The 6,914-nt window shown below is 68.9% G+C and carries 7 protein-coding genes; 2 read left to right on the top strand and 5 right to left on the bottom strand.

Features of this window, described 5'->3' with window-relative positions:
* Window positions 1-63 precede the first annotated feature (63 nt).
* From HYE82_RS32245 to HYE82_RS32235, 3 genes are all read right to left on the bottom strand, one after another.
* Window positions 64-762 (bottom strand): DUF305 domain-containing protein, encoded by a 699-nt coding sequence (locus tag HYE82_RS32245; RefSeq protein WP_309144518.1) that lies wholly within the window; start codon window positions 760-762, stop codon window positions 64-66.
* A complete protein-coding gene (locus HYE82_RS32240; protein ID WP_256987966.1) occupies window positions 759-1,424 on the bottom strand; it encodes a DUF3105 domain-containing protein in 666 nt (221 codons plus the stop codon). Before HYE82_RS32240 ends, HYE82_RS32245 begins: the two co-directional genes overlap by 4 nt.
* A 73-nt stretch (window positions 1,425-1,497) precedes the next feature.
* Window positions 1,498-1,971, bottom strand: coding sequence for a hypothetical protein (locus HYE82_RS32235; RefSeq protein ID WP_179177752.1), 474 nt, complete (start codon window positions 1,969-1,971; stop codon window positions 1,498-1,500).
* A 172-nt stretch (window positions 1,972-2,143) separates the two neighbouring features.
* On the opposite strand from HYE82_RS32235, the gene HYE82_RS32230 reads away from it, so the two are divergent.
* Complete coding sequence (locus tag HYE82_RS32230; protein WP_179177751.1) at window positions 2,144-3,505, top strand: glutamine synthetase family protein; 1,362 nt, start codon at window positions 2,144-2,146, stop codon at window positions 3,503-3,505.
* Between the two features lie 122 nt (window positions 3,506-3,627).
* On the opposite strand, the gene HYE82_RS32225 is transcribed toward HYE82_RS32230, so the two are convergent.
* Together HYE82_RS32225 and HYE82_RS32220 are read right to left on the bottom strand one after the other, a co-directional pair.
* The gene (locus HYE82_RS32225) at window positions 3,628-4,215 is read right to left on the bottom strand and encodes a hypothetical protein (protein ID WP_179177750.1); all 588 of its coding nucleotides are present in this window, start codon (window positions 4,213-4,215) and stop codon (window positions 3,628-3,630) included.
* A 369-nt stretch (window positions 4,216-4,584) separates the two neighbouring features.
* Window positions 4,585-5,784, bottom strand: a complete 1,200-nt coding sequence (locus HYE82_RS32220) for a DNA sulfur modification protein DndB (RefSeq protein WP_179177749.1) — start codon at window positions 5,782-5,784, stop codon at window positions 4,585-4,587.
* Window positions 5,785-6,156: 372 nt separating this feature from the next.
* Between HYE82_RS32220 and HYE82_RS32215 the strand changes: the two genes are divergently transcribed.
* Window positions 6,157-6,804 carry a restriction endonuclease gene (locus HYE82_RS32215; RefSeq protein WP_179177748.1) on the top strand — a complete coding sequence of 216 codons (648 nt, stop codon included), beginning with the start codon at window positions 6,157-6,159 and terminating at the stop codon, window positions 6,802-6,804.
* The last annotated feature ends 110 nt before the right edge of the window (window positions 6,805-6,914 follow it).

The following is a 6,914-nucleotide window of genomic DNA, read 5'->3' as shown; positions in this document are numbered from 1 at the left end:
CCCTCGTACGGTGGGGGGAGGGCCGGGAAGGGCGCCCTCCCACCACCGTACGAGGGAGTCACGTCACCCGCGCGGCGCAGCCCCGCGCTGCCGCAGCATGTCCGCCATCAGGGTGAGCTCCGACTGCTGGGCGTCGACCATGCCCTGGGCGAGCGCCCGCTCGGCCGGGGTCCGGCACTGGGCCGCGCATCCCCGGGCCATCGCGACGCCGCCCTTGTGGTGGTCGGTCATCAGCTGGAGGTAGAGCACCTCCGCGTCCCGGCCCTGGGCGGCGCCGAGCGCGGCCAGCTCCTCCTTGGTCGCCATCCCGGGCATGAGCGCGCCCGGCTTGGCGGCGACACCGCCCATGTCGTGCCCGCCGTGGCCGCCGCCGTGGCCGCCTCCTTCCCCGCTGCCGCCGTGCGCGGACATCCACGACATCGGCGGCTCGTCGGCCAGCACCTTCGGCAGACCCCACAGGTCGAGCCAGCCCAGCAGCATGCCCCGCTGGTTGGCCTGGGTGTTGGCGATGTCGTAGGCGAGGCTGCGGACGGCCTCGTCCTGCGTGCGGTCACGCACGATGAAGGACATCTCCACCGCCTGCTGGTGGTGCACCGCCATGTCCCGGGCGAAGCCCGCGTCCGGCGAGTACGGGGCCGGGGTCCGCTGCTCCCGCGCCGGGCCGGAGCCGGAGCTTCCGCTGGCGGCGGCGACGGTCGCCGCCACCGCGAACACCAGCGCCAACAGCACCGCCGTACCGGCCGCCCAGTACGTGCGCCTCACTTGCCGGCCACCCCGTTGGTGCAGGCCGCGCCCGGTTCGGGCGTCTGCGGGCCCTGCACGTACTTGGTGAAGAACTGCTTCACCCGCGGGTCGGACGCACTGTCCACGGTGACCTGCTTGCCCCACGCGCTCAGCGTGATGGCGCCGGCCTGCTCCTTGACCGGGCTCATCAGCGAGTAAGGGGTCTTCGCCACGGTCTCGGCGAGCTGGTCGACCTCGGCCTGCGGGGCCTTCTCGTTGTAGGTCACCCAGACCGCGCCGTGCTCCAGCGAGTGCACGGCGTTCACCTGCGGGACCGGCTCCTTGTAGACGTCGCCGTTGCAGTTCATCCAGCGGGGGCTGTGGTCGCCGCCGACCGGCGGGTTCATCGGGTACGTCACCGGGGTGTCGACGTGGTTGCGGCCCAGCGACTTGGCCTCCCAGGTCTGCTCCTGGGCGATCGGGGCCGTCCGGGCGGCCTCGATCGCGGCGGCCGCGGCCTTCTCCTTGTTCTTCTGGTCGATCAGCGCCCAGGCGCCGAAGCCGACGAGGCCGCCGACGACGGCCACGGAGGCCGTGATCACGATGACCTTGTTGCGGCGCTCGCGGGCGCGTTCGGCCCGGCGCATCTCGGCTATGCGCGCCTGGCGGGAGTGCTGGTCGTTCCGGGTGGTGCCGGCCATGTGCCCTGTTCCTTTGCTGAGGGGGGTGGAGGTGTGGATCCGGTCGGGCGCGCGGGGGAGCGCGCCGGACCTGTCAGGTCCGCAACACCTGGAGGGCGTGGAGGTCGGGTGCCCGGGCGAGCGTGCCGTGCGGGCGGGCCCGCCCGGCGTCGGCGACACGCGCGACAGGATCCGCAGCGGCCGCCGCGACCGGCACGGCGGGCGGCGGGGCGGGCAGGACGCCGGGGGTGACATGGGAAAAAGGGGAGCAGCCGGGCAGATCGTCGTGCGACACGCACACGACGCGCGCGGCCGCGTACGGGGCCTGCGAACGCCCGTACCCATGCCCGTGCAGGACAGGAGCAGCAGGAGCAGGCGTCGCGCCGGCAGCGTGGGACGCCCCGGCAGCGGCGGTCACGGCATGCGGCTCACCCGGGCGTACGCACAGCAGCAGCGCTCCGAGCAGCACGGAGAGGGCGACCGCGATGAGGGCACGCCGAGACAGGTGCCGCCCGATGTGCCCGATGTGCCCGATGCGCCCGTGCCGCGTGTGCTCCCGTCCCCCCATGGGCGCAGATGGTAGTGCTCATGACGGGTCCGAGGTCAGTGCGGGGGTGCCACGACCTTCGGCGGGTGCGTAATGTGGCGGAAACCACGACTGGCGATACTGGGCCCGCCCCCTGCGCGCCCACCGCTGGGGGCGGTGGTGCACAAGCCGTCTGAACTGCGAGGATGAAGGCATGGACAAGCAGCAGGAATTCGTCCTCCGGACGCTGGAGGAGCGCGACATCCGCTTCGTGCGCCTGTGGTTCACCGACGTGCTGGGCTTCCTCAAGTCCGTGGCCGTCGCCCCGGCAGAGCTGGAGCAGGCCTTCGACGAGGGCATCGGCTTCGACGGCTCGGCCATCGAGGGCTTCGCGCGGGTCTACGAGTCCGACATGATCGCCAAGCCGGACCCGGGCACCTTCCAGATACTGCCGTGGCGCGCCGAGGCCCCGGGCACCGCCCGCATGTTCTGCGACATCCTCATGCCGGACGGCTCCCCCTCCTTCGCCGACCCGCGCTTCGTCCTGAAGCGGATCCTGGCCAAGACCTCCGACCTGGGCTTCACCTTCTACACCCACCCGGAGATCGAGTTCTTCCTGCTGAAGGACAAGCCGCTCGACGGGTCCCGCCCCGTCCCGGCCGACAACTCCGGCTACTTCGACCACACCCCGCAGAACGTCGGCATGGACTTCCGCCGTCAGGCGATCACCATGCTCGAATCCATGGGCATCTCGGTCGAGTTCAGCCACCACGAGGGCGCCCCCGGCCAGCAGGAGATCGACCTCCGCTACGCCGACGCCCTCTCCACCGCCGACAACATCATGACCTTCCGCCTGGTCATGAAGCAGGTCGCCCTGGAGCAGGGCGTCCAGGCCACCTTCATGCCGAAGCCCTTCTCCGAATACCCCGGCTCCGGCATGCACACCCACCTCTCCCTCTTCGAGGGCGACCGCAACGCCTTCTACGAGTCGGGCGCCGAATACCAGCTCTCCAAGGTCGGCCGCTCCTTCATCGCGGGCCTGCTTCGCCACGCGGCGGAGACCTCGGCCGTCACCAACCAGTGGGTCAACTCGTACAAGCGGATCTGGGGCGGCTCCTCCCGCACCGCAGGCTCCGGCGGCGAGGCGCCCTCGTACATCTGCTGGGGCCACAACAACCGTTCGGCGCTGATCCGCGTCCCGATGTACAAGCCGGGCAAGATGGGCTCCTCCCGCATCGAGGTCCGCTCCATCGACTCGGGCGCCAACCCCTACCTGACGTACGCCGTCCTCCTCGCCGCAGGCCTCAAGGGCATCGAGGAGGGCTACGAACTCCCGGCCGGCGCCGACGACGACGTGTGGGCGCTGTCCGACGCCGAGCGCCGCGCGATGGGCATCGAGCCCCTCCCGCAGAACCTCGGCGAGGCGATCTCCCTGATGGAGAAGAGCGAGCTCGTCGCCGAAACCCTCGGCGAGCACGTCTTCGACTTCTTCCTCCGCAACAAGAAGCAGGAGTGGGAGGAATACCGCTCGGAGGTAACCGCCTTCGAACTCCGCAAAAACCTCCCGGTCCTGTAACCGCAGCTCAGAGGCAGAACCCCACGCACACGGCACTCGGGGCCGGCGGCACGGCCGCCGGCCCGAAGCAACCGGGCCTCCTCGTGTCTGCCTGGGACCGTGATGTGGGGGCCACGCCATGCTCAGTCCTGGTCGATCACATGAGAGAAACCGAGATCGTTGGATGCGGATTCGAGTTCGACCAGCAAGGAATTTCTTGCTGCAAGGACGGACTCGTACCCGGCCTCGGCCGCTGACGCGAAATCGCGCCTCTTCGCCCTGCCTAGTTGATCAATTACAGAATTTAGGCATTGCGTAAAGTCTGAGAATGCGTCCTCAACCTTGGGGTAGCGCCCCCCTACGTGCCTGGCCATTTCCTTGTATTTCGAGCCGTGCCAGTAGCGCAACGCTGCGAACGCCTGCCCTGGATCCGGTCGTGCACCCGGAATCAGACTCGCAACATTGTGAGAGTAGTCGTAGAGGCGCTGAACTTCGGCGAGCTGGCTGTGGGTGGCCTCGCGGATCGAAACCATGCGGGAAAAAAGTAGGTCGTCGCTCTTCCGGCGCTTCTCCCTCTCTTCGTCCTCGACTTTTTTCTCCGCCTTCCTGAGCTCGATGGCCAGTTGATGTTGCGTGTTGATCCGTTTCTGAATTTTCGGCACACAAAGAGCGACAGCTGCACCGATCAAGGCCGCGATGATCGGGACGGCGAGTGGTGCTAATTCTTTCATTCGTGCACCTTTCGGTTCTTCGGGCCTGTGTGCCCGCAAGTGTCTGGGTGTGAATGAGAATGGCTTGCGATTGGCTGGATGAGCTGGCGGTGGTGCGACCGGGAAATGGGCCCCGATGCAAAGCGCCTTGCGGCAACCTCCTGGAAGAAGGCTTATGCTATTGCGCCCCTACGGTCGCGACTGACTGAGAACCTCCCGGTCCTCTGACCGCCTGCGGCAGACGTCTGCCGCAGGCCGGAACCCCTGTGGGGCCCGCGGCCACCGGCCTCGGGCCCCACAGCCGTCCAGTTCACCATGAGGGGGCGCTGTCACTCAGCACTCTGAAGAAGTCCAACTCAGCGGCAGGAGCGGCCGAGCGGACCGACCGCGTCAGTTCTGTCGGATCTTCGCGGCCAGCTTCTCCGCGGCACCCTCCCAGGCGTCGCGACCGGTCAGGGTCTTCGCCTTGGCCACCAGGTTGCCGCCGTCGTACTGGGCCGGCTCGACCAGCGTGCCGTGGAACGTGCTCCCGGCCCGGGTGAAGTCGATGTTCGCGGCCGCCTCCATCGCCTCCTTGATGGTCAGGTCGGTGCCGTGGGTGACCTCGCGCACCGCCGCCGCCAGTGCGTACAGCACGTAGGCGCTGGTCAGCCAGGTGGTCTCGCGCAGCTTGACGACACCACTGGGGACCGACAGGGCGCTGGCCACGTCGGGCAGCGTGCCGAACCCGGTCCAGAAATCGATCATCCTCTGGAGTGCGTCGTCGTGTCCGGTGGTGGCGATCTCGACCGCGACGGCCTCGTCCCACGTCCGGGACGAGCGGGCGCCCGTCCCGACCAGGAGCGTGCCCGTCGCGTACCGCAGCGTCTTGAATCCCGTCAGCTTCGGCGAGAGCTTGCCGGGGGAGTCGGTGAGGAACTCGACTCGCTTGCCCCCCTCGAAGACCGGCACCTGGCCGTCCTTCAGGACGTCCTCCAACAGGATCTTGTTGATCGCCTGGCGGCGGTCCATCGACTGCGCGATCGAGGCGTTGAGCGGCTTGGCGTTCTGCTGCAGGTCGGTGAAGTCCTGCGCTCGGCGCGCCTGGTCGTCGTCCAGCACCACGATCACGGGCTGGCCGTTGGCCTGCAGCCGCTCGAGCACCTCGTCGCCGTGCCGGTGGGCCTCGATGACATCGCCGTAGGCGGAGGTGCGGTGACCGCCGTCCCCCACCTTGGCCTTCGCGCCGGGCTGTACGTACAGCGTCCCCATGCTGATGGAGGCCTCGGGGTCGTCCGCCACGAACTTGGCTTCGTCGGGACGGTAGTACACGAGGACCGAGTTGAGGACGTAGTCCTCGGTTTCCTCGATGTACTTGGCGATGGCCTGCCGGTGGTTCTTGTCCTCCTTGCGGTTGGTCCCGGTTCCCTGCAGCGGGTCCCAGTTCTCGCGCTCGCCTACGGTCCCGACGTAGGTGACCGGGCTCATCACCGTGGTCACCATCTGCCGGCTGCCCATCTTGTAGCCGATGGCCGGGTAGGCGACGCGCCCGTACGGGATCTTCGGCCGCGACGGTGCTGCTGCGCCGCTGGTCTCGGAGGAGTCTTCCATGTGGGTTCCTTCGCGCGTGGACGTCGATTACGTCCGATGGGGGCGAAGCTACGGGGGAATCCGTCGTGTAGTGCGTCGGTTCACCTCGGTAGGTCCGGCTTCTACGCAAGAACGTGTACGCGTGAACTCCGGGCCGTCCGCGGGCCGTCGGGGTGTTCCGGGGGGCGGTGTCAGTGGCCGGCTTTATGCTCCGGCTCACTGAGGTGCAGCGTGGGTGGGGGCGGTGTGGGGCAGAGGCGGCCGGAGTATCCGTATCGGGCGGTCGGCGGGTGGAAGCTGGGGCTTGTTGTTGTGGGGGCGCTCGGGCTGCCCGTCCTCAACAACTGGACGGCCGGGCTGCCATTGGCCTCCGCGGATGCGGGGAGCGGGTTCATGCGGATCCAGGACGTGTCCGCCTCGCTCACCGTGGGCCTGCTGCTCGCTCTTCCCGTCGTCGTCTTCGCCCGGCGCTTCCATCGGCGTCGGCTCAGTCACCACGAGGCGGAGACGCGCAGGCTCCAGCGGGAGAACCGGGACATGCGTCTGTGCCTCGTTCTGGAGGAGGCGCGGCGGAGGGCGGCCTGGCGGACCGGGCTCGGATCGGATCGCGCGGAGAGACGGGCGGGGTACAGCCCCTCCGTCGAAGAGATCGACAGCGCGACCCCGGGCGAGTTCGAGGACATCGTGCGCCGGTTGCTCGAGCGGGACGGTCTCAGGGCCCGGGTCATCGGCGGCAGAGGGGACCAGGCGGTCGACGTGCTGGCGTTCGATGCCGTCGGCCGGGCGATGGCGGTCCAGTGCAAGCACACCACCCGGGGCCGCAAGGTCGGTTCCGAGGTGCTGTACCGGATCAACGGCACAGCCGCGCCGGTCTACGGGGCCGGCGTGGCCATGGTTGTCACCAACGGGTCCTTCACGAGGGACGCCGCCACGTGGGGAGACGTGCATGGGATACGCCTGATCGACCGCGAAGCTCTCGTCAGGTGGTCGGCGGAAGCGGACCACCTGTACCAGGTCGTCGAGCTGCGGCCGCCGCTCTGACGCGGGTCCCGCTACGCTGTACCGGATCAACGGCACAGCCGCGCCGGTCTACGGGGCCGGCGTGGCCATGGTTGTCACCAACGGGTCCTTCACGAGGGACGCCGCCACGT

Source organism: Streptomyces sp. BR123, assembly GCF_013401435.1.
GTDB lineage: Bacteria > Actinomycetota > Actinomycetes > Streptomycetales > Streptomycetaceae > Streptomyces.
The sequence above is the reverse complement of the archived record's forward strand: the minus strand, read 5'-3'. Positions and strand labels throughout refer to the sequence as shown.

Excerpts from the sequence above, each read along its gene's own strand:
- HYE82_RS32225 (WP_179177750.1), bottom strand. The coding sequence starts at position 4,215 with ATGAAAGAATTAGCACCACTCGCCGTCCCGATCATCGCGGCCTTGATC.
- HYE82_RS32220 (WP_179177749.1), bottom strand. The coding sequence starts at position 5,784 with ATGGAAGACTCCTCCGAGACCAGCGGCGCAGCAGCACCGTCGCGGCCG.
- HYE82_RS32215 (WP_179177748.1), top strand. The coding sequence starts at position 6,157 with ATGCGGATCCAGGACGTGTCCGCCTCGCTCACCGTGGGCCTGCTGCTC.
- HYE82_RS32235 (WP_179177752.1), bottom strand. The coding sequence starts at position 1,971 with ATGGGGGGACGGGAGCACACGCGGCACGGGCGCATCGGGCACATCGGG.
- HYE82_RS32230 (WP_179177751.1), top strand. The coding sequence starts at position 2,144 with ATGGACAAGCAGCAGGAATTCGTCCTCCGGACGCTGGAGGAGCGCGAC.
- HYE82_RS32240 (WP_256987966.1), bottom strand. The coding sequence starts at position 1,424 with ATGGCCGGCACCACCCGGAACGACCAGCACTCCCGCCAGGCGCGCATA.